This window comes from Haloarcula sp. H-hyl6 (assembly GCF_056934455.1).
The window spans coordinates 420,762-446,737 of record NZ_JBRIIK010000002.1; the positions used below are offsets into that span (position 1 = coordinate 420,762).

The window sequence follows — 25,976 nt, forward strand, 5'->3', positions numbered from 1 at the left end:
CGCCGGCGAGCGTCGGGCGGAGACGGCTCGTCGTCTGTCGTGTGAAATCCTCTCACGCCGCGTTTTTGCTTTCAGACGCCCTACACGCTCCATGGACGACATCAGCGTCACGTTCGTCGACCGCGGGCGGGTACAGGCCGACCGGAACTTCGTCGTCGACGGCACCAGCGTCGCCACGGCGTCGAACCGCGACCCCGACCACGAGTACGAGACGTACGTGGTCTGGAACCTCGTCATCGAGACGCCGGAGACGACGATTCTCTGGGACACCGGGTCACATCCCGAGGCCGGCGACGGCTACTGGCCCGAACCGCTGTACGAGGCGTTCGCCCACGTCGACGCCGCCGAACACTCCCTGGCCGACGACCTCGGGGCCGCGGGGTATGGCATCGAAGACATAGACGCCGTCGTGATGAGCCACCTCCACCTCGACCACGCCGGCGGCCTGTACAACTTTGCCGGGACGGACACCCCGATTTACGTCCACCGCAAGGAACTCCCCTTCGCGTACTACAGCGCGAAGACCGACGAGGGCTCTATCGCCTACCTCGCCAGCGACTTCGACCACGACCTGAACTGGCAGGTCGTCCACGGGGACAGCTACCACCTCACCGACGGCGTGGAACTGCTCCACCTCCCCGGCCACACGCCGGGCCTGCTGGGTGCGTTCGTCGACCGGCCCGACGACCCCCTCCTCGTCGTCGGCGACGAGGCGTACGTCGAAGCGAACTTCGAGGGCCAACCGATGGCGACCAGTCTGCTCTGGAACAACGGCGCGTGGAAGGACAGTCTGGAGCGGTGCCGTGACGTACAGCGAGATACCGGTGCGGACGTCCTGTTGGGCCACGACCTCTCGGTGTTCGAGGACCTGTCGTAACCGTCACTCCTCGTCCGGCAGGAGCGTCAGTTCCTCGCCGTCGGCGTTCCGGACCGTCCACACGTCGCCGTCGCGGGCCACCACGCTCCAGACGCCGAAGAAGAGGTGACAGTCCAGTTCGACGGCGTTCACCCGCTGGCCGGTTTCCGTGATTCGGTAGGCGTCAGGGCCGGTCGTCATCGTCGTGTCGTGTTCGGGTCGTCGCTGCGCGCTTTCGAGGGGCGCGTTCCTTTCGTCACCCGTCCCTCGCTGTTGCTTCGCGGGCCCCTCCGGTCACCGCTTCGGTTCGAGGGCCGCTTACTTCGTTCGCCCCCCTCCTACTGCTCTACGAACCCGTAACTCGACTCCAGATGGTCGATTATCCAGTCCACCGTGTCGGGGTCGTAGGTCCAGAAGCCGTAGAACTCGCGGGGGTCGCGCTCCTCCGCCAAGAGGGCGCACTTCTGGGACGGGTCCCCACCGCCGTCGAAGACGACGAACCACGAGTCGGCTATCTCGTCGCTCCGTTCGAGGTGGAGCGTGAACGCACTCTGTTCGGGCGGGTCCACGTCCGGAACGGCGTAGGCGTGGACGTCGACGGCGGACTCGCCGAGGCGCTCGTACAGGTCGAGTTCGCCTTTCAGCGTCGAGAGGGTCTGGAACCCGGCGTAGAGCGAGCCACGCCCGACGCGCCACGCCCGGTCCTCTATCTCTCGGGAGGCCGCGACCATCCGGTCGATGGACCACGAGGTGAACATGGTCTCGTCCAGATGGTCGAGTATCGAGCGGTAGGGGGTGTCGCTGGCCGTGATGTGTCGGTCCCGGTCGTCGAGGGTGTCGTAGAACGCCTCTAAGTCCGTCGCCGTGACGACGCCGTCGTCGTCGCTCAGCGTGAGAAACTCACCGGGGCGGCCGCTCTCGGTCCGTTCCGAGACGACCCGGACGTTCCGGTCTGCGAACTGCTCGCGCAGTTCGTCTGCGACGGACGCCTCCGCATTGAACACCGTGAGCGTTTTTTGGTGGTGTTCAACGCCCGCGATAAGTTCCGAGAGCGACATTCACACCCACAATCTGGCGTGGAACCGATTTAGGCCTTGCGCCGCTCCCTTCTGGACACCCTGTCAGCGACGCGCTTGGTTTCAGTGGTTCCGCCGCAAAACTGAGTTACAGGCCCCATTAATCACGATTAATGAACCTTGATGTAGTGGAAAATCTTTAGTCGTGGCCCCCCAATCTCCCGGTACGGCACCAGAGCTGGGGCCGAGGATTTCACCATGACAGACAACGAACTAATCTGGCGAATCGCTGGGGGTTCCGGGGACGGAATCGACTCGACCAGCCAGAACTTCGCGAAGGCCCTGATGCGTTCGGGACTTCACGTTTTCACACATCGTCACTACCCGTCGCGCATCCGGGGCGGCCACACGTACGTAGAGGTACGCGCGAAGGACGAACCCGTCCAGTCGCGCGGAGACGGCTACAACTTCTTGCTGGCTCTGGGTGACTCCTTCGCCCGCAACCCGCAGGAAGAGGCCTACTACGGCAAAGAGGAACTGAAACCGCTGTACGAGAACTTCGACGAACTCCGCGAGGGCGGCGTCCTCCTGTACGACGAGGGGCTCCTCGACGAGGAAGACGTCGAGGAGATAGAACTCGAAGAGGCCGCCGAGGAGAACGGCTGGCACGTCGTTCCGATGGACCTCCGCGGCATCGCCAAGGAGCACGGCCGCGAGATTATGCGGAACACGGCCGGTATCGGCGCGACCGCGGCCATCCTCGACATCGGCACCGAGGAGTTCGAGGGACTCATCAAGCAGAACATGGCCGGCGACATGCAGGAGGCCAACCTCAACGTTCTGCAGGACGCCTACGAGGCGGCATCCGAACTCGACGTCGACCACGACATCGAGGTGCCCGAGAACTCCCACGACGAGGAGCAGGTCATCCTCTCCGGTTCCAACGCCATCTCCTACGGCGCGCTCGACGAGGGCTGTCGGTTCATCTCCGGATACCCGATGACCCCGTGGACCGACGTCTTCACAATCATGTCCCAACACCTGCCGGAGTTCGGCGGTATCTCCGAACAGGTCGAGGACGAAATCGCCGCGGCGGCGCTCGCACTCGGAGCGTCCCACGCCGGCGTGAAGGCCATGTCCGGGTCCTCCGGCGGTGGCTTCGCGCTGATGTCCGAACCGCTCGGACTGGCGGAGATGACCGAGACGCCCATCGTGCTGGTCGAAGCAATGCGTGCCGGTCCGTCGACCGGGATGCCGACCAAGCCCGAACAGGCCGACCTCGAACACGTCCTGTATACCTCGCAGGGCGACTCCGCTCGGGTCGTCTTCGCACCCGCGAACATCCGCGAGTGTTACACCCAGACCCGTTCGGCGTTCCGCATCGCCTACGAGTACCAGATTCCGGCCATCGTCGTCTACGACCAGAAGATTCAGGGCGAACTCCGGAACCTGCCGGCGAGCCACTTCGACGAGGAACCGAACGCCGACCCCGGGTCGGTGCTGACCGAAGAGGAGATTCAGGACGCGGCACATCACTCCTCGGGCAAGTTCCAGCGGTTCCTCCACGAACCGGAGGACGGCTCGAACGTCAGTCCGCGCTCGGTCCCCGGTCAGAAGGACGGGCGCTACCTCGCGACGGGTAACGAGCACAACCCGTCGGGTCACATCAGCGAGGACCCCGAGAACCGCATCGCCCAGATGGAGCGTCGGCTGAACAAGCTCGACGACATCCGGGCCGACCTCGACGAGAACGCGGGTCACCAGACCTACTACGGTCCCGAAGACGCCGACTACGGCATCCTCGTCTGGGGGAGCCAGCAGGACACCGCCTTCGAGGCAGTCGACCGGCTCAACGAGAACGGTCACTCCGTGAAGGCGCTGGGCGTCTCCGACATGATGCCCTACCCCGTCGAGGAGGTCAGCGACTGGCTCGACTCCGTCGACCAGGCGCTCGTCGTCGAGATGAACGCCACGGCGCAGTTCCGCGGCCTGACCCAGAAGGAAATCGGCAAGTACGGCGAGAAACTGTCGAGTCTGCTCAAGTACAACGGCAACCCCTTCGAACCCGCCGAAATCGTCGACGGGTTCGAATCGAGCATCAACGGCGAGGAACTCGCCGCGACCAACATGAAGTACCTCCCCGCAGCGGGTGACTAACCATGAGTGCATTCAGTGCAATCGGCGACGACCGCGAGATAGACCGAGACGAGTTCACACCCGGTATCGAACCGCAGGCGACGTGGTGTCCGGGCTGTGGTGACTTCGGCGTCCTCAAGGCGCTGAAGCAGGCCATGCCCGAGGTCGGGAAGAACCCCGACGAGGTCGCGCTCTTTACCGGTATCGGCTGTTCCGGGAAGCTCAACAGCTACTTCAACAGCTACGGGTTCCACACCATCCACGGCCGCTCGCTGCCCGTCGCCCGGGCCGCGAAACTGGCCAACCCCGAACTGGAGGTCATCGCCGCCGGCGGTGACGGTGACGGGTACGGCATCGGTGGGAACCACCTCATCCACACGGCCCGTGAGAACCACGACATGACGTACATCGTGTTCAACAACGAAATCTTCGGGCTCACCAAGGGCCAGACGTCGCCGACGTCGCCGAAGGGCCACAAGTCCAAGACCCAGCCCCACGGCTCGGCGAAGTCGCCCATCCGACCGCTCAGCCAGTCGCTGAACGCCGGCGCGACGTACATCGCTCGCACGGCGGCGGTCAACCCCAACCAGGCGAAGGAAATCATCGCCGAGGCCATCGAACACGACGGCTTCGCGCACATCGACTTCCTGACCCAGTGTCCGACGTGGAACAAGGACGCGAAACACTACGTCCCGTACACGGACGTCCAGCAGTCCGACGACTACGACTTCGACCTCTCGGACCGCGCGGAGGCCGCCGAGATGATGCGGCAGACCGAGGAGAAACTGTACGAGGGCGAAGTGCTCACCGGACGCATGTACGTAGAGGACGCGCGCCCCTCCTACGGCGAGGAGAAGCGCGCCATCGGCGAGATGCCGGAAGAACCGCTCGCGGAGCGGTACTTCGACGAGGACGCCGAGTGGGAGCGGACCTACGACAACCTCCTCGAACACCACAAGTAACCCGCTCGTACCGAGTCCGTCGAGTCGTTTCTCGGCGTCCTCGAACCCGGGTTTCTGGTTCGGAAGATATTTTTTTGTCCATGGAAAAGATTGGTGCATGAGTGCCGAGTCTACGGAGCGTCGAATCCTGTCGGTCTTAGAGGACGACGCTCAGGCATCCTACGCCGAGATAGCTGACCGGGCGGACGTCTCGAAACCGACGGTCCGGAAGTACATCAAGAAACTCGAAGACGAGGGGGTCATCGTCGGCTACTCGGCCGACGTGGACCCGAAGAAACTCGCGGGCCAGTCTATCGCCATGGTGGGTATCGACGTGGCCAGCGAGCGGTACGTCGAGGCGACCCGCGAGTTGAAGGGGATATCCGCCGTCGAGTCGCTGTACACCTCCAGCGGCGACCACATGTTGATGGCGGAAGTCCGCGCCGTGGACGGGGACTCGCTGGCGACAGTCATCGAAGACGAGATACTCGCCCTCGAAGGCGTCACGGCCGCCCACCCGTCGTTTCTGCAGGAACGACTGAAGTAACGGGTTTTTAGACGCTCCAGAGCGGACGGGAAGGCATGCCGTCTCGGCTGGTACTCGGGGCTGGGTCGACTGCGCTGTCGCTCGTCGACGCGATGAGCGACGACCACGGGTCGGTCCACGTCGTGACCGACGACGAGCACCGCGCCGAGACACTGCGGGCCGACGGCGTCGCCGTCACCGTCGCCGCCCCCACGGACCGGTCGACGCTCGCGCAGTTGGACGTCGACCCGGAGACGGTCGTGGTGGCGACGGAGGACCCCTCGGTCAACGCGACGGTCGCTCGCATGGTCGAGACACTGTATCCGGACGCGTTCGTCCTCGGCTACGTGGGGTACGGCGCCACCGAGGACGAGCGCCGCTCGGTCGCCGCCGTCGCCGACCGCGTCGTCGAACCGGAACGAATCGTCGTGGACCGTCTCTATCGGACCGTGGGCGCCGACGGGACGCGGACGCGCCAGTTACAGCAGGTCCTCCGCGACATCGACGGGCACCTCGCCATCGTCGCCCACGACAACCCCGACCCGGACGCCATCGCAAGCGCGGTGGCGCTGGGGGAACTCGCCGAGCGAGCGGGCTGTACCGTCTCGGTCTGTTACTACGGGGACATCTCCCACCAGGAGAATCGGGCGTTCGTGAACCTCCTCGAGTACGACCTCGTGAACCTCGACGGCGAGGGCTCCGATGCGTTGGACGAGTACGACGGGTTCGCGCTCGTCGACCACTCGCGACCCGGCGTCAACGACCAGTTACCGGAGGACCTACCGATAGACATCGTCATCGACCACCATCCGCCGCGGTTGCCGGTCGAAGCCCGATACGTGGACCTGCGGAGCGCCGTCGGCGCGACCAGTACGCTGTTGGTCGACTACTTCCGGCGGTTCGACGTATCACTCTCGGAACCCATCGCGACGGGTCTGCTGTTCGGCATCCGGGTCGACACGAAGGACTTCCGGCGGGAAGTCTCCGCCGAGGACTTCGAGGCCGCCGCACACCTCGTCGCCCGGGCCGACATGGGGGCGCTCCAGCGCATCGAGGACCCGAGCGTCAGCGCGGAGACGCTGACGGTCATCGGCCGGGCCATCGACAACCGGGAGCAGGAGGGGTCGGTCCTGTTGAGTTGCGTCGGCGAACTCGGAGACCGCGACGCGCTCGCACAGGCCGCCGACCGCCTGTTGGACCTCGAAGGGGTGCAGGCGACGATGGTGTACGGCGTCATCGACGGCACCATCTTCGCCTCTGCGAGGGCCCGAGGCGCGGACATCGACCTCGGTGAGGCGTTGCGCGACGCGTTCGGACAGATAGGGTCGGCGGGCGGTCACGCCGACATGGCCGGGGCGCAGATTACCCTCGGGGTCTTGGACGCCATCGACGACAGGGACGAGTCCTTACACGACGTGGTCCGGTCGGTCGTCAACGACCGGTTCCTCGAAGCGGTCCACTCCCGCTCTCACCGGTTGCTCGGCAGCGTCTACACGTCCTCGGAGTACGGCCCAGAGACCTACGCCGAGGTCCACAGTCCCGAACCGAGCGAGGAAGGGCGGACCGACGAGGACTAGGCGAGACTTTTTCAGCGCCGCGGGCCAACTCGGAGTGATGGACGAATCGAGTCGGCCGACGGTCGGGGAGTACATGACCCGCGAGGTAGCGACCGTCGAACTCGACGATACGGTCGCCGAGGTGGCGAAACGAATCGCCGAGAGCGACGAGTTCAGCGGCTTTCCGGTGACGGACGGCCGCCGCGTCGAGGGGTTCGTCAGCGCCCGGGACCTCCTGTTGGCGGAGGACCACGAACCGATGTTCCGGGTGATGAGCGACGACATCCTCGTCGCGCACCCCGACATGGCGGTGCAGGACGCGGCCCGCGTCATCCTCCGGTCCGGCATCCAGAAACTCCCTGTCGTCGACGACGCGGGGAACCTCGTCGGCATCATCTCGAACGCGGACGTCATCCGGTCACAGATAGAGCGAGCGACGCCGGGGAAGGTGGAGAAACTCGGGCGGACGCTCGAGAACATCCACGGCATCACCTCCCACGAGGAGCGCCGAGAAGTGGAGTTAGATAGCCTGACCCCGACCCAGAAGACGGTGTACGCCGACGAACTGGAGGGACGAGTGTACGAACTCGAACGGGGACTGGCCGAACCGCTGGTCGTCATCGACAACGGCGGGGACCTGCTACTGGCCGACGGCCACCACCGCGTGAAGGCGGCCGCCCGCCTCGACATCGACCGGATGGACGCCTACGTCATCGTCCTCGACCGGCCGGTCGAACTCGGCATGGCTGAGACGGCCGCCGACTCCGACCTCGAACGCATCGCCGACATCGAGGTGGTCGACTACGGGCGCCACCCGCTGGTCGAGACGACACAGCGGTTGCAGGACCCGGACTCGGAGTAGCCCCGTCGTCGTTCTCTCACACGGACAGTTTCACGTAGGCATTCGACGGCGACAGGCACGGAACGGCCACGCGGAACGGGCACTCGCCGGTCGACGAGGCCCGCCGACCCGCCCGAACACTCTTGCGAACCGGTGACATATGTCGCGGTATGTACGACGAGGAGGACCTCCAGCAGATTCGAGACGCCAAGGCCGAGTGGGAGGGTGACACACTCGACCCCGTACTCGACGCCTACGGCGAGCGCCAGGAGCGGTTCGCCACCGTCTCGAACCTCGACGTCGACCGCCTGTACACCCCGCTCGACGTGGCCGACACCGACTACGAGCGTGACCTCGGGTTCCCCGGGGAGGAACCGTACACGCGGGGCGTCTACCCGACGATGTACCGCGGCCGCCCGTGGACGATGCGCCAGTTCGCGGGGTTCGGCACCGCCGAGGAGACCAACGAGCGGTTCCACTACCTCATAGAGGAGGGCCAGACCGGCCTCTCGACGGCGTTCGACATGCCGACGCTGATGGGCATCGACTCCGACGCCGCGATGGCCGACGGCGAGGTGGGCAAGGAGGGTGTCGCCGTCGACACCCTCGCGGACATGGAACGCCTGTTCGACGGCATCGAACTCGACGAGGTGTCCACGTCGTTCACCATCAACCCCAGCGCACCCGTCGTCTACGCGATGTATCTGGCGCTGGCTGACCAGCAGGGCGTCCCTCGCGAGGAGATTCGGGGGACCCTCCAGAACGACATGTTCAAGGAGTTCATCGCGCAGAAGGAGTGGGTCGTCCCGCCGGAACCGTCCCTGAAGTTGGTCACGGACGTCATCGAGTTCGCCAGCCAGGAGACGCCGAAGTTCAAGCCCGTCTCCGTCTCGGGCTACCACATCCGCGAGGCCGGGGCCACCGCCGTCGAGGAACTCGCCTTCACCCTAGCGGACGGCTTCGCCTACGTCGAGGACTGTCTGGACCGGGGGCTGGACGTCGACGAGTTCGCCCCCCAACTGTCCTTCTTCTTCAACTCCCACAACTCCATCTTCGAGGAGGTGGCGAAGTTCCGCGCCGCGCGGCGCATCTACGCCCGCGTGATGGACGAGTGGTACGACGCCGAGGCCGACGCCAGCAAGCAACTGAAGTTCCACACCCAGACCGCCGGCCAGTCGCTCACCGCCCAGCAACCGCTCAACAACGTCGTCCGCGTGACGATTCAGGCGCTGGCCGGCGTGATGGGGGGCACCCAGAGCCTCCACACGAACAGTTTCGACGAGGCGCTGGCGCTCCCCTCCGAGGAGGCGGTCCGGGTCGCGCTCCGAACCCAGCAGATTATCGCCGAGGAGTCCGGCGCGGCGGACATCGTGGACCCATTGGGCGGCAGTTTCGCCGTCGAGGCGCTGACCGACGAAATCGAGGAGAAGGCGATGGCCCACATCGACCACGTCCGCGAGGAACTCGGCGAGGGGTCCGTCCGGGACGGCGTCCTCGCTGGCATCGAACAGGGGTACTTCCAGCGGGCGATTCAGGACTCGGCCTACGAGTACCAGGAACGCGTCGAGAGCGAGGACGAGGTGGTCGTCGGCGTCAACGCCTACACCGTCGAGGAGGAGACGGAACCCGACGTACTGACAGTCGACGAGGACGTCCAGCAGCGACAGCGCGAACGGCTCTCGGCGGTCAGGGGCGACCGGGACGAGGCGGCCGTCGAGGCGGCCCTCGACGACGTCCGGGCGGCCGTCGAAGCCGACGAGAACGTGATGCCCGCCATCGTCGACGCGGTGAAGGCCTACGCCACGATGGGCGAGATTATGGACGTGTTCAAACAGGAGTACGGGACGTATCGCGAGACGGCGGGCGTCGCCTGACCGCGCTTACTGCAGGTCCCGTTTCCCGGCCTCGTCGTCGGTCCGCCGCGAGACGAGGACGACCAGCGCCAGCAACACGCCGAGGCCGACGCCCACGGTGACGAAGCCGTAGACGGCGACGCCGAACGGCGTCGGCGGCAACGCGACGACCCCGAACAGTTCCGGTTCGAGGTCGGCCGGTCGGATGTTGCCAAGCACGAACCCCATCACGCCGGCGAGGGCGACGATGACGACGTACAACTGGACGACCACCCGTTCCCCCGACCGCCCGACCGGTTGTTCGCTCATGGGACAGGGTAGGGCGAGGAGACGATTAGCCTTTTTCACTTCCGGCCCGTAGCGTGACCATGACTCAGAAGGAACTGCTGTTCGTCGTTCTCTCCGGCATCGCCGTGATGATGTTCGTGACGGCTATCGTCCTCGTCTCGGGCGCCTGAGCGACGGACCGTTCTGAGAGGCGTCGCCGACAGCCGAGCGTGGTGTCGTCGTGACGAGTCGGCAGTCGAGAAGCGTGTTCGTTCAGTCGTCGCTACGACTGGCGGTGAGTGCGGACTGCTCTTCCTCTTCGCCGCCGTCGGTGACGGCCGTCTCCAGTTTGCGGTCGAACCACTGGAACTCGCGGTCGAGCATCCCGTCGCGTTCGAGGTTCCACGGGTCGCCGTCCTCGACTTTCGGCCCTTCGAGCCACGACTGGACGACGTTCCAGACGAAGATGAGTTGTCCCACGAACAGGATGATTGCGCCGAGGGTGGCGAGCAGGTGGTACGTCTGGACCTGTGCCAGTGGCGCGATGGCCCCGTCGAACTGGTAGGTCGCGTAACGGCGCGGCATCCCGAGGTAGCCCAGCGCCAGCATCGCGAAGAAGGTGACGTTCGTCCCCACCATCGACAGCCAGAAGTGAGCCTTCCCGAGCGTCCGCTGGTACATCCGACCGGTGAACACCGGGAACCAGTAGTAGATGCCCGCGAAGGCGGCGAAGCCGATGGCCCCCATCACGATGTAGTGGAAGTGGCCGACCACGTAGTAGGTGTCGTGGAGCACCAGGTCGACGGGAATCGCGGCCAGGAAGACGCCGGTGACGCCGCCGATGATGAAGTTCGAGACGAAGCCGATACAGAACAGCATCGGCGAAGTCAGGCGAAGTCGCCCGTTCCACAGCGTCGTAATCCAGTTGAACGTCTTGACGGCGCTCGGGATGGCGATAGCCAGCGAGACGGCCATGAAGGAGGCCCGCAGTCGCGGGTCCATGCCCGTCGAGAACATGTGGTGGGCCCAGACGCCGAACGAGAGCACGCCGATGGCCAGCGTCGAGTAGACGACGAACTTGAACCCGAACAGCTTCCGGCCGGCGAACTTCGGCAGGATGAGGCTCACCAGCCCCATCGGCGGCAACACGAGGATGTACACCTCGGGGTGGCCGAAGAACCAGAACAGGTGTTGCCACAGAAGCGGGCCACCGCCCTCGACGGCGAAGAACGTCGTCGAGAGGTTCCGGTCCAGCAGGAGCATGACGATAGCGCTCCCCAGCAGCGGGAACGCGAAGAGGATGAGCGCCGACTGGGTGAGCATGGTCCACGAGAAGATGTCCAGATTCGCCCACGTGACCTCGTCGTCACGCTCGGTGAAGATAGTCGCGATGAAGTTGATGGCACCCATCGTGGCGGCGACGCCCGAGAGGTGCAGGCCCAGCAACATCAGGTCGACGCCGGGGTTGGCCTGTTCGACCGACAGCGGCGTGTACATCGTCCACGCGGTCTGTGCCGGCTCTATCATGTTCTCGGTGACCGGCGCGAGGAAGAACCCGGCCCAGATGAGCAGCGCCGCCGGCGGGAGCAACCAGAACGCGATGGCGTTGATGCGCGGGAACGCCATGTCGTCGGCCCCGATGAGCAGCGGGATGAAGTAGTTCGCGAACGCCGCGAGGATGGGCGTCCCGAACAGGAACAGCATCGTGATGCCGTGACTCGTCAGGATAGAGTTGTAGGCGTTCGCACCCAGCAACGCCCCGCCGGGCGTGACGAGTTGCAGACGGATGAGCAGCGCCATGATGCCACCCACCGCGAAGGCGAGGACGGCGTAGACGCCGTAGAGGATGCCGATGTCTTTGTGGTCGACTGTCGTCAGCCAACGAACGATACCTGCGGGCTTCTCCCGGTGGACGACTGTCTCGCCCGTCGCCGTGCCGCCGCCCGCGAGCGGCGTGTACGACCGCCAGTTCTCGATGCGCGTGAGTAACGCGGCGATACCGACGAGGAGGACGGCCATCAACCCCGTCAGCACTAGATCTCCTGCTGCCATGGTCGCACGTCAGGACTGGCCGATAATGAAAGGGTCGGTTCCGCGGTGCCGCCGGCTGATTCCGTTTACTCGTCGTCGCCGTCCGAAGACGCCGATTCCAGCGCTGCGTCCGCCTCCTCGTCGCTCTCTAACCCCGTGACTTCACCCTCCGGTTCGTTCACTGCGCTGGCTTCCTCGAGGGATTCCTGTTTCTCTTCCGCGTTCTCGATGGCCCGCCCGGCGTAGTAGGTCAGTACTGCCAGTAGGAAGAACATCGATATCATCAGCGCGAACTGCAACCCGCTGAAGACGGGGTCGGTGCCGAACGCTGGCACGACGGCGAACGCCGCGATGAAAAAGAGGATTATTCCCAGCGGGATGACGTTGACGGTGAGGTCGAGCAGGGTGTCCTTTTCGAACCCGAACAGTGCCATGTATGTGTCGGCGTTGGCGTAGGCCGGTAAATAGACTGTTGGTTTGGCTCAGACTTTGGTCTGTTCGACTACCGACCCCGCTCCGCCCATCGCCACCATCACGGCACCGGCGACGACGACGGCGACGAGGCGGGTGAACAGCGGTCCCTCGCCGACGTTCGCCACGGTGAACGCGGACGTCGGCAACTGGAGGACGGCGATGAGCGCCGCGAGGGCGGCCAGCAACACGCCGACGCCGACGAGCGTCGGCCACGGCCGATTCGCGTACCCCGACTCCGTGAGGATGCCCGCGACGCTCCCGCCGAAGAGGATGAGGCCGAACACGGCGATGGGGAACAGCCCGATGAAGACTCCGACTTCCGAGAGTGCCAGCCCCAGCGCCACGAAGACGGGCCACGGACTCGCCATCCGGTATTGGTCGCTCAACCCCGGTTGCTCTTCCATACCCGACGTTCGAACTCGGTCGGCATATGCCCATCGGAGTCGCTCGCGGGAGCGGGCGCAGTCGGTCGAAAACCGACGGCACACGAGCGCTCGTCCGGGCCTGCTCTCACACCGATCAGCGGGAGGACACGTGTCTGACGGGGCACAAACTATTTGTCTGCCATCCGGCTTGGTGAAGGTAATGACCACGCGCACGGTAGAACTGGTTTCCGAGTGGGACTCGGTGCCCTTCGATGGCGGCTACGAAGGACTCCGGGCGCTCGCCACCGAGGAGTTCTCCGGTGCCGTCGTCGCCGGCCCGACCCGCCTGTTCATGCTGAACGGGACGGTGGTCGGCATCTTGGACGGCGACATCGAGGACTTCGAGGCCGGTGGGGGGACCGCCCGCGAGGCACCACACGAAGCGCTCCCCTTGCTCGCGGTGATGCAGGAGCGGTCGGACGAGGTTCGAGCGAAGTACTACACGCAGGATACGCCCATCTCGGACGTCGACAAGACGCTCTCGGACGGGAACTTCACTGGGTTCGTCGAACTCTCCGAGAACGTCCTCTCGGGCGACTACTATCTCGTCTATCATCAGGGCCGGTCGATGAGCGTCGCGTGGGTCGGGAGCGCAGAGCGTCTCGTCACGGACGACGACGCGTTCGAACAGGCCGACGACGAGGTGGGTATCTACGAGGTCAAGCCCGCAGAGATTTCGCCGGTCGAGATTCCGGAACCCGAACCGGAGCCCGAGCCAGCGCCGACGACGGACGCGGACGAGACAGACGCCACCGGCGCCGCCGCGACGGAGGCGGTGGACGACCCGTCGTCGGCCGACGGTTCCGCTCGGGACGACGCGGCGTCGCAGTCCGCTCCCGAGGAGTCCTCGCCCGCCGACCGGTCTGCCTCGGAAGAGCCTGAGACGCCGAGCGGCGGGAGCGGAGCGGGGCCGGCCGCTGGCGGTCCACCGGGGTCGAAGGCGGCGGGCGCGAATCAAGGCGCCTCGGCAGGGCGCACTCAGAATGCAGAGTCTGCCGACGGACCGGCGTCCGACCGACCCCAGGAGAACGGCGCTTCGACCCGCGACCAGAGTCCGCCGTCCGACCGACCGGAAGAGCAGCGGGCACAGTCGTCGGTCGAGACCGAGACAGCGTCGGGTTCAGCTAACCCCCGTCAGAGCGCGACCGAGCGTGAGCAGACGGTCGACGCATCGGCCGCCCCGTCGGACCGGTCGAGCCAACCGCCGAACGCGCCGACCGAACAACCTGCGACCACAGCACGTGGGGACTCGCCGGCGTCACAGCCGAGTTCGCAGCGCGGGAGCGAGACGACGGCGGCCGCGACGACGGCGGACCTCGAAACGCGGTCGATTCCGTCGCTGGACCCAGAGCGGTCCGCCTCGACGCCGGACGTCTCCGTCGAGGAGTCGCCACGGCCGACCAGGAGTGAGGAGTCGTCGCCGAGTGCACGGCGGTCCCCCGAGGAACGGACCACCGGGTCGTCGCCGGCGAGTGAACGACCGGCTGAGCGCCCCCCACAGGCGTCGACGGACCGACCGGAGGCGAGCGACCGCGTGGCCGACCTCGAATCGGAACTCGACGGCAAGGAGGCCGAAATCGCCCGCCTCGAATCGGAGGTTGACGACCTCTCCGAGACGGCCGAGGAGTTGCGGACCGAACGCGACCAGTTGCAGTCGGAACTGGAGGAGGCGCGAGCAGAGGTCAACCGCCTCGAAAGTCAACTGGAGACGGCACGTAGCGACGACGGGCCGCCCGCCGGGTCGCGCCTCTCGCCAGCGGAGGCCATCGACGGGACGAACCTCTTCGTCAGGTACCACTCCAAGGGCGAGGCGACCCTCTCGGAGGCTCACGACGGGAACGCAGACCCGTCGCAGGTCGAGGAGAACCTCAGACTGGAGTACCACACCCAGTTCGACGCCAGCGACGCCGTCGTCGACGGGACGGAGTTCGAGGCGTTCCTACAGGACAGCATCCACTACCGGTTCGTCGAGTGGCTGATTCGGAACCTCCTGTACGAGATTCGGGACACGGGCCACGCGAACGCGATGCAGGTGCTGTACGACGCACTGCCGGAGATAGACCGGGCGGAACTGAACGGCAACGTCTCCGTGACCTACACCGAGGACGGCCAGCAACACCGCTCGCAGGAGCAGTTCGACGTCGTCGTGCGCGACCGGATGGGGAACCCCCTCATCGTCGCCAACATCAACGACTCGCGCCAACCTGCGACCGACGGGCAGATGACGGACATCGTCCGCAACGCGGAGCGAGTCGGCAACGCCTCCGCGTCGCTGGCGTCGGCGTTCCTCGTCACCAGTAGCTTCTTCGAACCAGAGGCGCTCGAGACGGCGGAGGAAGCGACCTCCAGCGGTCTGTTCAGTCGCGACAAGCGCAAGAGCTTCGTGAACCTCTCACGGAAGGACGGCTACCACCTCTGCCTCCTCGAAGCGAGAAATCAAGAGTTCCACCTCGCGGTGCCGGAACTCTGAAGTCACAGCGAGACTGTCTTAGCTCTCTATCTCGGCCGCGTCCTCTATCTTCATGCCCTCTAGCTTCTCGATTATCTCGTCTATCTTCTCGTCCAGGTCGTCGACGAACTCGCTCGTCTGTTCGGTCGTGATGGCGCCTTGACTGGAGGGCTCGATGAGGTTCTCCTCTTCGAGGACGCGCAGTGAGTAGCGCACCTTGTGGTGGGGGTAGCCAGTCTCGTTGGACATCTTCACGATACCGATAGGCTCGTTCTCTATAACCATGCGGAGCACTTGCAGGTGACGCTCCAGCATGTCGACTTCCTTCTCAAGCCTGTCTATCATGGCAATTGTTAACTTGTGTTTGCAGGATTTAAAAGTTGCCCTCGTCCACCCGTCTTTGCCGGTTTTTACCTCCGTAGCGGTCGGTATTAAAAGCGTCGTAACGTCTCACATGGCACACTGTCTCCCACGTAGGGGTGGCGTGGGACCGTAATCTGTTTATCACGGTGGGCGGAACGTCCGGGCGATGACCGTAACCATCGTCGGCTCGCAGCTCGGCGACGAGGGGAAGGGCGGCATCGTCGACCTGTACGGCGACGACGCGGACGTCGTCGCGCGCTATCAGGGCGGCGACAACGCCGGCCACACCGTCGTCCACGAGGGCGAGGAGTACAAACTCTCCCTGGTCCCGAGCGGAGCCATCCGCGGCAAGGTCGGCGTCCTCGGCAACGGGTGCGTCGTCAACCCGCGAACGCTGTTCGACGAGATAGACACGTTGCAGAACCGCGGGCTCGACCCCGACGTGCGCGTGGCCGAACGCGCCCACGTCATCCTCCCGTTCCATCGGGTGCTCGACGGCATCGAGGAGGAGGTAAAGAGCGAGTCCGGCGACGAGGTGGGGACGACCGGACGAGGAATCGGCCCGACCTACGAGGACAAGGCCGGCCGCCGAGGCGTCCGCGTCGGCGACTTGCTCGACCCTGACGTCCTGCGCGAGCGACTGGAGTACGTCGTCCCGCAGAAGCGCGCCGTCGTCGAGGACGTCTACGGCCTCGACGTCGAGGACCTGGAGGACCCCGAGGCGCTGGACGTGGACGCCCTCTTCTCCGAGTTCCGCGAGTTCGGTCGCCGCTTCGAGGAGGAGGGGATGACGGTCAACGCCGGTGCCTTCCTGACGGAGGCCATGGCAGACGGCCAGAACGTCATGTTCGAGGGGGCGCAGGGGACCATCATCGACATCGACCACGGCAACTACCCCTACGTCACGTCCTCGAACCCGACGGCCGGCGGCGCGGCCGTCGGAACGGGTGTCAGCCCCGGCGTCGTCGGCGGGGGCGAAGTCATCGGCATCGTCAAAGGATACCTCACGCGTGTCGGGAGCGGCCCGCTCCCGACCGAACTCGGCGGCGTCGTCGGCGACACGCCCGGCTACGACGAGCAAGGCGAGGGCGAGAACGAGGAACTGGCGCACTACATCCGCGAGGAAGGCGGCGAGTACGGCACTGTGACCGGCCGCCCTCGGCGGGTGGGCTGGCTGGACATGCCGATGCTCCGACACGCCACGCGCGTCTCCGGGTTCTCGGGACTCGCCATCAACCACCTCGACGTGTTGGCCGGGTTGGACGAGGTGAAGGTCGGCCACACGTACACGCTCGACGGCGAGGAAATCGAATCGATGCCCGCGACGACCGAGCAGTGGGCCCGATGCGAGGCGAACCTCCGGACCTTCGACGGGTGGGACGAGTTCGACCCCGCCACGACGGCCGAGGAGGGCTACGAGGCCCTGCCTGAGAACGCACGGACCTACGTGGAGTACGTCGAGGACGAACTCGACACGCCGGCCTACGCCATCGGCGTCGGCCCCGGTCGCGGTGAGACCATCGTTCGCGAGAAACCCTTCTAGCGGTCCAGTATCTCCGCTTCGAGGTCAGCCACGGCCGACAGCACCGCCTCTCGGTCGTCCCCGGCCGCGCCGTTCGCGCAGGGCCGCGTCGCGGTGGTCCGCGACGGCGGCGGTCGGAAACTGTCGCTGGGGGGTTCGCAAATTCTCGGTGACTCACGCCAGTCAGTACGCTTTTAGGGCTACCGGACCGACGCTCGGGTATGAAAGAGGACCTGATGGACATCATCTGCTGTCCGCTGGACAAACACGACCTCGACCTCGAAGTCGACGAACGGGACGACGAGGAGATTCTGTCCGGCCGGTTGGTCTGTACCGAGTGTGGCGAGGCGTTCCCCATCGAGGACGGCATCCCGAACCTCCTCCCGCCGGACATGCGAGACGAGGCCCCGGCCTGAGACTCCTGAACCTTTTTTGCGTGTCCCCGCCGAGGGTCGCACGTGCCTGAATCGCTGCCCGTCCACGTCAACCGAGAGGAACTCCACGGGCTAGAGGTGCCCACGTCCTTCGAGACGAGCGAGAGCTTCGACGTGCGCCTCGTCAACCACGGAGAGTCGACCCACGTCCACCTCCACTTGGACGACGCGCTCTCCGGCCTCGCGACCATCGAGGCGACCAACCACCACGTCGGTCGGGACAGCGAGCGGCGGGTCCGCGTGACGCTGACGCGGGACGGCGCAGTGCGCGGAAAACTGAAGGTCGTCACCGCCTACGGGGCGACCACCCGCTACGTCGACGTCATCGTCACGGAACCCGAGACGACCGACGAACCCGTCGAGGTGGACGAGGAACTGGCGAAACCACAACCGAAGCCGGACACCGGGTCCCGGTCGGTCCTCGCCGAGGTTCCCGACCTCCCGGTTCTCGCCGTCGGCGCGGTGGCGATGGTCGCCGCCGTCACGGCCGCGTTCCTCTTCCAGAACGTCGTCGTCCTGCTGGCGTCGCTCGTCGTCGTCGTCGGCGTCCTCGTCGCCGTCTACGTCGTGTTGGCCGCGTAGCTCAGACCTCTGGCTCCGTCTCGACGCCACAGAGGTTCCCGTCGTCGTCGACCAGTTTCGCCCGGAGGAAGCGCGCCCGATAGCGGTTGGCTCCGTCGGACGTGTCCGCCTCGCGGATGTCGCCCGTCCGCCCCTCGGCGACGGCGTCGAGTATCGTCTCCAACTGCTCTTTCTCGCTGGGCGTCAACTCGAACTCGTAGCTCCGTGGCTCCTCGGCTTCGAGTTTGGTCCACTTGCGCGCGGCCGAGACGACGAGAGAGCACGGCTCCCTGCAAGGGAACTCGCCGACGCCGGCGTCCACGTCGAGGTCGGTGTCCTCGTCGTACTGCCACTCCCGGCGCTTCAGACACTGGGAGTCGTCACAGCAGGCCTCGGCCACCCAGTTCACGTGGTCGTGCCCCTCGCCGCGGTCCCACGTCTTGACGACGCCGTAGATGCCGGTTTGCCGCTCGACCGTCTCGTGCCAGTGGGTCACGTCGAGTTCGCCTTCGCGCTCCCGGTGCCAGTTCTGGACCGTCGCCGGGTAGAACGCGTGGACCGCCTCGACGAGCGCCGCGGGGTCGAGCGACGGGAATACCCACCCCGTCCGGAGCGACGGAGCGGTCTTGAGCGGGCGGTAGCGGCCGTCGTCGTCGTGTTTGGCGAGGTCACGGGCGGCCACGGGGTCTGCGTACGAATCGAGGTCCTCGACCGCCGTTCCGAGGTCACCCTCGTGCCGGAGGTCGTACACCCGCTCACCGGTCTCGGCCAGCGAGACGGTGATGGCGAGTTCGCCCCACTCGGTGGTCAGACCGCCGGCGAGCGCGCCGGTCCGCTCGGGGAACGGCGTCGAGTCGGCACCCTCGAGCCACCTGAGGAACGCCCACCGGGGTTCGGCCTGCGGCGCCGTCGCGTGCCAGAAGTACCAGTTGGCGACGTACAGCGAGTCTCGTGCGACCGACCGGAGGTCCTCCTCGTCGAGTTCCGGATGGGACTCCGCCGGCGTCTCGAACGTGTAGCGGTCCTCCTCTCGACCGACGTCGAGGCCGTCGAAGTCGATACCGTCCGGCGCTGTGGCCACCAACGCGTCCGCCGGGTCCTCGTGCATACCTGACAACAGGACTCCCGCGAAAAAAGTTAGCCGGTTCGCCCGTCTGTTGCCGATTGTTCCGGATATCGGGCGTCGCTCGTAGTAGACGGCTCAGTCGCCCGCCGCCGGGTTCCCGCCGCCGGTCTCCTCGCGGACCTGTTCGATAGCCGCGCTCACGTCGGCCCCCGCGTCGGCGGCCCGTTCGAGCACCACGTCGGCCATCAGCGGTTCCGTGCCGACGGCCCCGGCGTACCAGATGCGGTGCCCGTCGACGGTCTCCGGGGTGTCCCACCCAGTCCGGTAGTCGTCGGTCAGGCCCATGTCTTCAGGGATGTCCTCCTGCGTGTGGTAGCCGTCGGCGATGAACAGCGGAACGACCACCACGTCCTCGCTCTCGAAGTGGTCGGTGACGTCGTCCACTTCGGGGTCCTCGTCCATGAACAGCGCCTGTACCTCGTCGAAGCGCCCCATCTCACCGATGCGTTCGGCGTGGTACTCGATGGCCTTCGCGGAGTTCTCGTTGCGCTCGGTGCCGTGGCCGACGACGGCGAGGCCGAACCCGTCGCCCACGCCGTCGTCGCCGGTGACGGACTTCGCGCGCTGGACGATGACGTCGCTCATCGAGTCGTGGGTGCCGACCGGCCCGCAGTAGTGGACGGTCTGCCCGGTGTCCTCGGCGGTCAGCGTCGCGTGCGTGGCGCTCGTCCCGTCGGAGTCCCACAGGTCGGGGTCCCACTCCGCGAGGCGGAACTCCCGCGGGATGACCTGTTCGGTGAAGTACCCCTCCGAGATGAACAGCGGCACCAGGTACACCTCCTCGGCGTCGACGGTGCGCAGACCCTCCCGGAAGGACGGCTCTTCCTTCCAGAACGCTTCGCGAACCTCGCCGAACGCGCCGGTCGCTCGGATGGTGTCCGCGTGCGAGAAGGTCGGCGTGCTCGACTCGGCGTTGAGGTGCGAGCCGTGGGCCGCGATGACGAGCGCTTCTTCCATACCCCGCCGTTGGGACGAACCGCTCTTAGGGGCTTCGCTGGCGGGCCACGCCGCCGGTGTCTCCTCGCCACCCACCCGGGAGGTCACTCCGGGCGCGTCGCCAGCGGTTCCGAGTCGGCCCTGACAGAGTCGAAGACGCGCTTGGCCCACTCGCGGGCGAAGGGGTCGTCGGTGTCGACGAACACCTCCATCAGCCCGGTCCGCTCGTCGTAGCCGCCGATACCCACTCGCTCGTCGAATATCGCTAGACCGTAGGGTAGGTCCTCGCGGGTGCGGAGCGTCAGGTGGCCGCGGTCGACGGCCTCGCTGGCCCGGTCGGGGTAGGTCTCGAACAGTTTCTCGGCGATGTGGGGCAGGTAGATAATCTCGGTCTCCGTCGCCTCGAACACCTGCTGGTGGAACTCGCCGAGGACGAGCGGTGCCATGTGCGTCGTGTTGAACCCTTGGAGCGTCTCCGAACCCCGGACGAGCGAGACGAACCGCTCGACCGGTCGATATGGGTCCTCGGGCGCAGCGGTCGTCACGCTGGCGTCGACGAACGGTTCGATGACGAACTCCTGATGGTCGTCACAGATAGCGTCCAGCAGGGGGGACAGGCGATGGGCGGTCCGCACGTTCGCCTCGAACCGGAGGACTTCCTCCGCGACGGCCTCGCCGCGGCCGGTCAGTCGGAAGCGACTGTCCACTTTCTCGACGAACCCCTGACTGTCGAGCCACTGCGTGAACCGGTGGCTGGTCGCCCGCGAAACCCCGAGTCGCTCCTCTATCTCGCCGCGGTCCAGCGGTCGTTCGAGGAGGGCTTCGAGGACCGGGCCGTGGCGGACGACGTCGCCGAGGTAGTCCGTTCCGAAGCGTTCGTCGGCCGACGCGAGCCGCTCCCCGAGATACCGGCGGGTCCGCGCGTTCTCGAGGAGGGACTCCAGTACCGGGGACCCCGGCGGCAGGTCACCGCCCTCGGACGCGTCGTCGCCCGTCTCGTCCCTCTGGTGCGTCGTCATGGTACTCTCTAGCTAGGGTGGGTCGTCCACAGTAGTAACTCTAGCTCCGCCGCGACGTGAACCGTGTTTCACGGGGTGAAACGGTCCTCACACGGTCGAACGCTCGGTCACGAATGAGGCTAACAGACCGCACGGCGTCAGTTCGAGTATGAATCGGGAGCAGGAGACGGTCCCGGGAACCGAACAGTTCGCCGAGCGCGTCCGCGGGACCGTGATTCGGCCGACAGACGAGGGGTACGACGACGCCCGTGCGGTGTGGAACGGGATGATAGACAAGCGCCCCGCCCTCGTCGTCCGGTGTGCCGGCGTCGCAGACGTCGTCGCGACGATAGCATTCGCGCACGAGTCCGACGTCCCACTCGCGATTCGCGGCGGTGGGCACAACGTCGCGGGAACCGCCGTTTGTGACGACGGCGTGGTCTGTGACCTCTCGGAGACGACCGCCGTGCGCGTCGACCCCGACGAGCGAACGGCGTGGGTGCAGGCGGGCGCGACGTGGGCCGACGTCGACCACGAGACGCAGGCGTTCGGACTGGCGACCCCCGGCGGCGTCGTCTCGGACACCGGCGTCGCGGGCCTGACACTCGGCGGCGGCATCGGTCACCTCCGCTGTCGTCACGGACTGACCTGCGACAACCTCCGGTCGGTCGAACTCGTCACGGCCGACGGGGAGTTCCTGACGGCCAGCGAGGACGAGCATCCGGACCTGTTCTGGGCACTCCGGGGCGGCGGCGGGAACTTCGGCGTCGTCACGGCGTTCGAGTTCGACCTCCACCCGGTCGGCCCCGAGGTGGCGACCGCGTTCGTCTTCTACCACGGGTCGGCGGCGAAATCGTGTCTGCGAGCGTATCGGGAGTACGTCGAGACGGCACCCGACGAGGTGAGCACGCTCACGTCGACGGGCGTGATGTACGACGAGGACCTCTTCGAATCGGACGTCGTCGGCGACCTGAAGTTCGCGGTCATGGGGTGTTACGCCGGCCCACCGGACGAGGGCGAGGACGTACTGGCCCCGCTTCGGGAGTTCGGGGACCCCATCGCCGATTTCAGCGCGGTGCGGCCCTACACCGAGTTCCAGCGGATGCTCGACGCGGACTACCCCGAGGGGATGCGGTACTACTGGAAGTCGCTGTACCTCGACGCCCTCCCCGAGTCGGCCGTCGACCGCATCGCGTACTGGGGAGAGCAGTCGCCCTCGCCGCTGTCGACCGTCGACGTCTGGGAACTCGGCGGTGCCATCACCGACACCGGCGTCGAGGAGAGCGCCTTCGCCGGCCGACACGCGCCCTTCCTCCTCGGCGTGGAAGCGAACTGGGAGGACCCCGCGGCCGACGACGCGAACGTCCAGTGGGTCCGAGACTGCCTCGACGACATGCGGCAGTTCTCGGACGGGTCGGTGTACCTGAACTTCCCGGGCCTTCTGGAGGACAACGACGAGACGATGGCGACCACCTTCGGGTCGGCCTACGACCGACTCGTCGCGGTGAAAGACGCGTACGACCCGACGAACGTGTTCGCGCTGAATCAGAACGTGAAGCCGTCGGAACCGGCCGGTGACGGCACAGAACGAAGCGGGTAGTGCTCTCCCTGGACGCGAACCGGCGTTCGCGGTGAGGCCGCGTCACTCGCCCGCGTTCGATGCTCTCGCTGCAAGAAGTGGCCGGTGTGTCGTGCGTCGACGACACCGGTGGTTACAGCGCGGTCACGAGCAGGAACGCCAGCGTGACGGCGGTGCCGACCAGTGCGGCGTGACCCGCGATGCCGACTGCGAGGACGAGTCCGGCGACGGTACGCTCTATCTGTGTGAGTGGGTGCCCGAAGGCTTTCCGCTCTCGTTGTGCTACAGCCATCTGTCTTCCCTCACGTAGAGAGACGGGCCCTCTCGTCTCAAAACGATAGGACGATTCCCAGCAATTGAGAGGGGCGATAGAACCGTTTTTGCTCCTGCCGCCGCGACCGTGTACCATGTCACTCGCTTCCGCCACTCGCGACGCGGTCCGGAGTCGTCCGTTCCTCTACGACGCACTCCGGGCGGGCGTCGTCAACTACACCGCCGCCGCGCGGACGCTGGACGTCGAGGGCGACACCGAGGCCGTCGCCACGGCCTTGCGCCGCTTCGCCGACGAGTTGTCCGACGACCCGGCACACCGGAGCGAGGCCCGCGTGTCGATGCGAAGTGGGCTCGGCCGAGCGGCGTCAGACGCGGAGGACGCCGTGCTCACCGTCGGCGGCGTCGCCTTCGTGGACGGTTCGGGGTCGCTCACCGGCATCGTCGCAAGCGGTGACCTCTCGCCGGCGGCCCTCGGGGACGTGTTGAGACGGTTGCGGGCCGCCGACGTGCCGGTCGAAGCGGCCGGCGTCTGCGACGGGACCCTCGTCGTCGTGGTGGAACGCCGTCACGGTCCCGACGCCGTCAGGGTCGCGGAGAGCGCCGTCGGTCACTGAGTCCCGTCCCACAACCGCGCGGTTCCGACGCCTTGAAGCGGCCCCACACAGTCTGATTCGACAATGACGCTGCGCGTGACGAACACGCTGACCGGCGAGACAGAGCCGTTCGAGCCACGCGACCCCAACTCCGTTCTCCTGTACTACTGCGGTCTCACGACGTCCGACCCGCCCCACCTCGGTCACGCCCGGGGCTGGGTCCACGTCGACGTGATGTGCCGCTGGCTGGAGTGGCTCGGGTACGACGTGCGCCACGTCGAGAACTTCACCGACGTGAACGAGAAGATAGTCGCCCGGGTCGGCGAAGACGGGGACAGCGAGGCGAGCGTAGCCCGCCACTACGTCCGGCAGGTCATCGAGGACATGCGCTCGCTCAACCTCGACCGGGCCGACGTCTACCCGCGCGTCTCCGAGCACATCCCCGAGATAATCTCGCTGGTCGAGCGACTCGTCGAGGGCGGGCACGCCTACGAGGCCAACGGGTCGGTGTACTTCGACGTGACGAGTTTCGAGGAGTACGGCAAACTCTCGAACCAGACCGTCGAGGACATCGAGGCACAGGGCGAAGACGCCGAGTCGGAGAAGCGCCACCCCGCCGACTTCGCGCTCTGGAAGGCCGACGGCGTCGCGCCCGAGGACATCGAGGACCACCAGCACCCGGAGGCCGCTCCCGCCGAAGAAGCCTGCCAGACGGCCCAGACGTGGGACTCGCCGTGGGGCGAGGGACGACCGGGCTGGCACATCGAGTGTTCGGCCATGTCGATGACCCATCTGGACGAGACCATCGACGTCCACGTCGGCGGGCAGGACCTCGTTTTCCCCCACCACGAGAACGAGGTGGCCCAGAGCGAGGCCGCGACCGGCCAGCGCTTCGCCGACTACTGGTTGCACGTCCGACTGCTGGAGACGAAAGGCGAGAAGATGTCCTCCTCGCTGGGGAACTTTTTCACCGTCGCCGACGCCGTCGAGGAGTTCGGCGCCGACGTGCTCCGCACCTTCCTGCTCTCGACGGCGTACTCCTCGCGGGCCACCTACAGCGAGGAGACCATCGGCGAAGCCGAGGAGCGCTGGGACCGCCTCCAGCGCGGGTACGAGCGAGCGGTCGAGGCCTGCGACAGCGTCGACGCATACGCGAAGGTGACCGACGAATCCCTCCGGGCGGCCGTCGACGACGTCCGCGCGGACTTCGAGGCCGCGATGAACGACGACTTCAACACCCGCGAGGCGACGACGGCCCTGTTGGACCTCACCAGCGCGGTCAACACCCACGTCGACGGTCACGAGGACGCGTACGACTACCGCGGCCTCCGCCGGGCCGTCGAGACGTTCGAGGAGTTCGGCCGCGGTATCCTGGGCCTCTCCTTCGGTGACGCGGGCGGCGAGAGCGACGTCTCGCTCGCCGGTGACCTCGTGGAAATCGTCCTCGACGTGCGCGAACGGGAGCGCGCGGACGGCAACTACGAGCGTGCCGACGAGTTGCGCGACGAACTCGAAGCTCTCGGCGTCGAGGTGCAGGACACCGACGACGGCCCGACCTACCGGCTCTGACTGTCGGGAGCGCCCGGTCCGGCCGTGTCCGGGACGAGCCCGTGTGTCAAATTGAGTTCTAGTTTTCCGAGAGAGGAGCGTAAAGACGTGCTATCTCCCGACAGTATGTCTTTATCTCCTCTCGAGATAACTATATGTTAGCTATGACTATCGTACCACTCGATACCCGGTTAGTGACGCTCACGCTGGTTTTCGCGCTCGTCTTCGGGGCAGGGGCCGCCCCGGTCGCCGCCCAGAGCGACCAACCCGAGTGGGGCGACGAGATGTTCACAGAGCTAGAGGGGATGGTCGGGACGTACAACGAGAACGTCGACGCCAGCGACCTCGGCGTCGCGGGCGACCAGTTGAAGGGCGAGACGGTGAACCTCGTCGTCACGGATTCGAACGGGACGCAGGCGACGGCTTCCTTCCGGATGGACGCTGACCTACAGATTCAGGACCTCCAGCAGGGGAGTCGCGACGACGCGACGATGAAGATGACCACCGACCGGGAGACGCTGACCGGCATCGTCGAGTCCGACACGCCCGCCCGAGTGTTCCAGAACGCCATCACGGGCGGTGACATCACCATCGACGGCCTCGGCCCCGTCAACGCGGTGAAGTGGGTCGTCATCAACACGCTCGTCAGCCTGTTCGGGTAGACCGGCGAAT

The 25,976-nt window shown here is 66.3% G+C and carries 26 protein-coding genes; 15 read left to right on the forward strand and 11 right to left on the reverse strand.

All coding sequences use genetic code 11. From position 1 onward, the window contains the following. Window positions 1-91: 91 nt before the first annotated feature. Entirely contained in the window at window positions 92-877 is a 786-nt protein-coding gene (locus Hhyl6_RS15585; protein WP_483740174.1) for an N-acyl homoserine lactonase family protein, read from the forward strand. 3 nt (window positions 878-880) lie between these two features. Here the strand turns inward: Hhyl6_RS15585 and Hhyl6_RS15590 are convergent, their stop codons facing one another. Together Hhyl6_RS15590 and Hhyl6_RS15595 are read right to left on the reverse strand one after the other, a co-directional pair. Beyond that, window positions 881-1,057: a hypothetical protein gene (locus Hhyl6_RS15590; RefSeq protein ID WP_483740175.1), complete on the reverse strand. Its 177-nt coding sequence runs from the start codon at window positions 1,055-1,057 to the stop codon at window positions 881-883. Window positions 1,058-1,194: 137 nt separating this feature from the next. Beyond that, window positions 1,195-1,914, reverse strand: coding sequence for a DICT sensory domain-containing protein (locus tag Hhyl6_RS15595; RefSeq protein ID WP_483740176.1), 720 nt, complete (start codon window positions 1,912-1,914; stop codon window positions 1,195-1,197). 216 nt (window positions 1,915-2,130) lie between these two features. Between Hhyl6_RS15595 and Hhyl6_RS15600 the strand changes: the two genes are divergently transcribed. From Hhyl6_RS15600 to Hhyl6_RS15625, 6 genes are all read left to right on the forward strand, one after another. Further along, window positions 2,131-4,029: a 2-oxoacid:acceptor oxidoreductase subunit alpha gene (locus Hhyl6_RS15600; RefSeq protein ID WP_483740177.1), complete on the forward strand. Its 1,899-nt coding sequence runs from the start codon at window positions 2,131-2,133 to the stop codon at window positions 4,027-4,029. A 2-nt stretch (window positions 4,030-4,031) separates the two neighbouring features. Continuing rightward, on the forward strand, window positions 4,032-4,970 hold the full coding sequence (locus Hhyl6_RS15605; RefSeq protein WP_483740178.1) for a thiamine pyrophosphate-dependent enzyme: 939 nt from the start codon (window positions 4,032-4,034) through the stop codon (window positions 4,968-4,970). A gap of 97 nt (window positions 4,971-5,067) precedes the next feature. Further along, entirely contained in the window at window positions 5,068-5,496 is a 429-nt protein-coding gene (gene lrpA1 / locus Hhyl6_RS15610) for an HTH-type transcriptional regulator LrpA1 (RefSeq protein ID WP_483740179.1), read from the forward strand. 35 nt (window positions 5,497-5,531) lie between these two features. Further along, entirely contained in the window at window positions 5,532-7,052 is a 1,521-nt protein-coding gene (locus Hhyl6_RS15615) for a DHHA1 domain-containing protein (RefSeq protein WP_483740180.1), read from the forward strand. 37 nt (window positions 7,053-7,089) lie between these two features. Further along, window positions 7,090-7,893 carry a CBS pair associated ParBc domain-containing protein gene (locus Hhyl6_RS15620; protein WP_483740181.1) on the forward strand — a complete coding sequence of 268 codons (804 nt, stop codon included), beginning with the start codon at window positions 7,090-7,092 and terminating at the stop codon, window positions 7,891-7,893. Between the two features lie 149 nt (window positions 7,894-8,042). Further along, a complete protein-coding gene (locus Hhyl6_RS15625) occupies window positions 8,043-9,746 on the forward strand; it encodes a methylmalonyl-CoA mutase family protein (RefSeq protein ID WP_483740182.1) in 1,704 nt (567 codons plus the stop codon). Window positions 9,747-9,752: 6 nt separating this feature from the next. Here Hhyl6_RS15625 and Hhyl6_RS15630 read toward each other — a convergent pair whose 3' ends face one another. The 4 genes from Hhyl6_RS15630 to Hhyl6_RS15645 all read right to left on the reverse strand — a co-directional run bounded on the left by Hhyl6_RS15630 (window position 9,753) and on the right by Hhyl6_RS15645 (window position 12,901). Continuing rightward, on the reverse strand, window positions 9,753-10,034 hold the full coding sequence (locus tag Hhyl6_RS15630) for a DUF7520 family protein (RefSeq protein ID WP_483740183.1): 282 nt from the start codon (window positions 10,032-10,034) through the stop codon (window positions 9,753-9,755). Between the two features lie 231 nt (window positions 10,035-10,265). After that, window positions 10,266-12,044 (reverse strand): cytochrome c oxidase subunit I, encoded by a 1,779-nt coding sequence (gene ctaD / locus Hhyl6_RS15635; protein WP_483740184.1) that lies wholly within the window; start codon window positions 12,042-12,044, stop codon window positions 10,266-10,268. 65 nt (window positions 12,045-12,109) lie between these two features. Further along, window positions 12,110-12,457 (reverse strand): DUF6684 family protein, encoded by a 348-nt coding sequence (locus Hhyl6_RS15640; protein WP_483740185.1) that lies wholly within the window; start codon window positions 12,455-12,457, stop codon window positions 12,110-12,112. A 48-nt stretch (window positions 12,458-12,505) separates the two neighbouring features. Further along, window positions 12,506-12,901 (reverse strand): DUF7541 family protein, encoded by a 396-nt coding sequence (locus Hhyl6_RS15645; RefSeq protein ID WP_483740186.1) that lies wholly within the window; start codon window positions 12,899-12,901, stop codon window positions 12,506-12,508. Between the two features lie 181 nt (window positions 12,902-13,082). Between Hhyl6_RS15645 and Hhyl6_RS15650 the strand changes: the two genes are divergently transcribed. Next, on the forward strand, window positions 13,083-15,392 hold the full coding sequence (locus Hhyl6_RS15650) for a DUF7527 domain-containing protein (protein WP_483740187.1): 2,310 nt from the start codon (window positions 13,083-13,085) through the stop codon (window positions 15,390-15,392). 18 nt (window positions 15,393-15,410) lie between these two features. Here the strand turns inward: Hhyl6_RS15650 and Hhyl6_RS15655 are convergent, their stop codons facing one another. Continuing rightward, window positions 15,411-15,716 (reverse strand): hypothetical protein, encoded by a 306-nt coding sequence (locus tag Hhyl6_RS15655; protein ID WP_254271689.1) that lies wholly within the window; start codon window positions 15,714-15,716, stop codon window positions 15,411-15,413. Between the two features lie 184 nt (window positions 15,717-15,900). Here Hhyl6_RS15655 and Hhyl6_RS15660 point away from each other — a divergent pair, with 184 nt between their 5' ends. From Hhyl6_RS15660 to Hhyl6_RS15670, 3 genes are all read left to right on the forward strand, one after another. After that, window positions 15,901-17,277, forward strand: a complete 1,377-nt coding sequence (locus Hhyl6_RS15660; protein WP_483740188.1) for an adenylosuccinate synthase — start codon at window positions 15,901-15,903, stop codon at window positions 17,275-17,277. Window positions 17,278-17,477: 200 nt separating this feature from the next. Next, window positions 17,478-17,672 (forward strand): methytransferase partner Trm112, encoded by a 195-nt coding sequence (locus Hhyl6_RS15665; protein ID WP_483740189.1) that lies wholly within the window; start codon window positions 17,478-17,480, stop codon window positions 17,670-17,672. Window positions 17,673-17,714: 42 nt separating this feature from the next. Continuing rightward, window positions 17,715-18,272 (forward strand): DUF7524 family protein, encoded by a 558-nt coding sequence (locus Hhyl6_RS15670; RefSeq protein WP_483740190.1) that lies wholly within the window; start codon window positions 17,715-17,717, stop codon window positions 18,270-18,272. A gap of 1 nt (window position 18,273) precedes the next feature. Here Hhyl6_RS15670 and Hhyl6_RS15675 read toward each other — a convergent pair whose 3' ends face one another. The 3 genes from Hhyl6_RS15675 to Hhyl6_RS15685 all read right to left on the reverse strand — a co-directional run bounded on the left by Hhyl6_RS15675 (window position 18,274) and on the right by Hhyl6_RS15685 (window position 21,332). Next, window positions 18,274-19,359: a DR2241 family protein gene (locus tag Hhyl6_RS15675; RefSeq protein WP_483740191.1), complete on the reverse strand. Its 1,086-nt coding sequence runs from the start codon at window positions 19,357-19,359 to the stop codon at window positions 18,274-18,276. A 93-nt stretch (window positions 19,360-19,452) separates the two neighbouring features. Further along, window positions 19,453-20,334 carry a CbiX/SirB N-terminal domain-containing protein gene (locus Hhyl6_RS15680; RefSeq protein ID WP_483740192.1) on the reverse strand — a complete coding sequence of 294 codons (882 nt, stop codon included), beginning with the start codon at window positions 20,332-20,334 and terminating at the stop codon, window positions 19,453-19,455. Window positions 20,335-20,417: 83 nt separating this feature from the next. Beyond that, window positions 20,418-21,332, reverse strand: coding sequence for a helix-turn-helix transcriptional regulator (locus tag Hhyl6_RS15685; RefSeq protein WP_483740193.1), 915 nt, complete (start codon window positions 21,330-21,332; stop codon window positions 20,418-20,420). Between the two features lie 148 nt (window positions 21,333-21,480). Between Hhyl6_RS15685 and Hhyl6_RS15690 the strand changes: the two genes are divergently transcribed. Continuing rightward, complete coding sequence (locus tag Hhyl6_RS15690) at window positions 21,481-22,911, forward strand: FAD-binding oxidoreductase (protein WP_483740194.1); 1,431 nt, start codon at window positions 21,481-21,483, stop codon at window positions 22,909-22,911. A 112-nt stretch (window positions 22,912-23,023) separates the two neighbouring features. Here the strand turns inward: Hhyl6_RS15690 and Hhyl6_RS15695 are convergent, their stop codons facing one another. Continuing rightward, window positions 23,024-23,182, reverse strand: a complete 159-nt coding sequence (locus Hhyl6_RS15695; protein ID WP_483740195.1) for a hypothetical protein — start codon at window positions 23,180-23,182, stop codon at window positions 23,024-23,026. Between the two features lie 115 nt (window positions 23,183-23,297). Between Hhyl6_RS15695 and Hhyl6_RS15700 the strand changes: the two genes are divergently transcribed. The 3 genes from Hhyl6_RS15700 to Hhyl6_RS15710 all read left to right on the forward strand — a co-directional run bounded on the left by Hhyl6_RS15700 (window position 23,298) and on the right by Hhyl6_RS15710 (window position 25,966). Then, window positions 23,298-23,777 carry a DUF7523 family protein gene (locus tag Hhyl6_RS15700; RefSeq protein ID WP_483740196.1) on the forward strand — a complete coding sequence of 160 codons (480 nt, stop codon included), beginning with the start codon at window positions 23,298-23,300 and terminating at the stop codon, window positions 23,775-23,777. A 63-nt stretch (window positions 23,778-23,840) separates the two neighbouring features. After that, window positions 23,841-25,325: a cysteine--tRNA ligase gene (gene cysS / locus Hhyl6_RS15705; protein ID WP_483740197.1), complete on the forward strand. Its 1,485-nt coding sequence runs from the start codon at window positions 23,841-23,843 to the stop codon at window positions 25,323-25,325. Between the two features lie 143 nt (window positions 25,326-25,468). Further along, window positions 25,469-25,966: a hypothetical protein gene (locus Hhyl6_RS15710; RefSeq protein ID WP_483740198.1), complete on the forward strand. Its 498-nt coding sequence runs from the start codon at window positions 25,469-25,471 to the stop codon at window positions 25,964-25,966. Window positions 25,967-25,976 lie beyond the last annotated feature (10 nt).